This window comes from Micromonospora sp. NPDC047620 (assembly GCF_043205005.1).
In the GTDB taxonomy this organism is placed as follows: domain Bacteria; phylum Actinomycetota; class Actinomycetes; order Mycobacteriales; family Micromonosporaceae; genus Micromonospora.
This window is the reverse complement of the sequence record NZ_JBIDDG010000162.1, coordinates 1-1,166: the sequence shown is the minus strand read 5'-3', so window position 1 is coordinate 1,166 and position 1,166 is coordinate 1. Positions and strand designations below refer to the sequence as shown.

Below are 1,166 nucleotides of genomic sequence, written 5' to 3'. Positions count from 1 at the left end.
CGACATGCCCATGATCTCGACCGCACCGAGATTCGCGGAGATGAAGGCCAGACCGGTCACCCACGCCGGCAGCGAACGACCCGACAAGAAGAAATCGATACTCGAGGAGACCCGTGCGCGGGCCATCAGTCCGATTCCGAGTACGAAGACGAAATACACGGCGACCAAGGCGTAATCGACGGGCGCGGCATCGAGTCGGAGCTGATCCGACCCCAGCACCGCCGCCGCTGAATCGAACCGGTGCGGTGGCTGAGCTAGCGGCTGCATACGGATCTCCTGTCGGAAAGACCAGCGGTCGACCGGGTCACGATGTGCCCGGATCGTAGCGCGCCCCAGTGCATCTCCGGGGCCAGTCCGCCGCCCGCGCGGCGCGCATCGGGTCGATCTGCCACTCTTCGAAGGAAGAATTTAGAGAAACATCGCCCTGCAAAATGCAACACTGGTGAGCCCGGGAAGGATCGAACACGATGCGCACAACTCATACTTCGCTCGACCCACTCGGCCGCCGTGATCGCGATCGCGAGGGACCTGCGACGCTGACCATCGAGATCGGCACGGCGACGGGAACGGGCGCTACCGAGGTGGCCGCCTTCGACGCGGCCCTGTGCGAACTCGGTGTGGGAGAGGCGAATCTGATCCGATTATCCTCGGTGATCCCGCCCCGGGCGCAGGTGCGGCGGACGGCGCGGGTGCGCCAGCGGATCGGCTGGGGCGATCGTCTCTACTGCGTCTACGCCCTCGGGCACGCGCGATCGCCCGGCGCCACCGCGGCCGCCGGGATCGGCTGGACCCTGTGTGCGGACGGCTCCGGCGCGGGCCTGTTCGTGGAACACGCCGCCGAAACGACCGGGCAGGTCGAGGATCTCATCAACGCCAGCCTCGCCGATATGACCGCCGCACGGCCGGGGCGCTTCGGCCCGGTCCACACCGCCACCGTCGCGGCGCGCGCCGACGGGCGCGACACGTGTGCGCTGGTGCTGGCCGCCTACCGGGCCAGCGGCTGGGATCGTCCGTGAGCGGTGCCCTCGGAACCGGGGCGTCGTGGCCGGGCGTCGAGATCACCATCGAGGCGGCGATCGCGGACGCCGAGATCGACCTCTTCCACGACCTCTCCGAGCAGGCCTTCGGACCGCTGCGAGCGCGCGCGATCGCCCGGCAAGTGCTGC

General features: G+C 68.8%; 1 protein-coding gene and 1 pseudogene. One reads left to right on the top strand and one right to left on the bottom strand.

The window, feature by feature from the left end; genetic code table 11:
* Positions 1–267: pseudogene (locus tag ACGF5C_RS34960) on the bottom strand (hypothetical protein); the annotation flags it as partial.
* 200 nt (positions 268–467) lie between these two features.
* Between ACGF5C_RS34960 and ACGF5C_RS34955 the strand changes: the two are divergent.
* Positions 468–1,016, top strand: a complete 549-nt coding sequence (locus ACGF5C_RS34955; RefSeq protein WP_195076285.1) for a pyruvoyl-dependent arginine decarboxylase — start codon at positions 468–470, stop codon at positions 1,014–1,016.
* Positions 1,017–1,166: the final 150 nt, after the last annotated feature.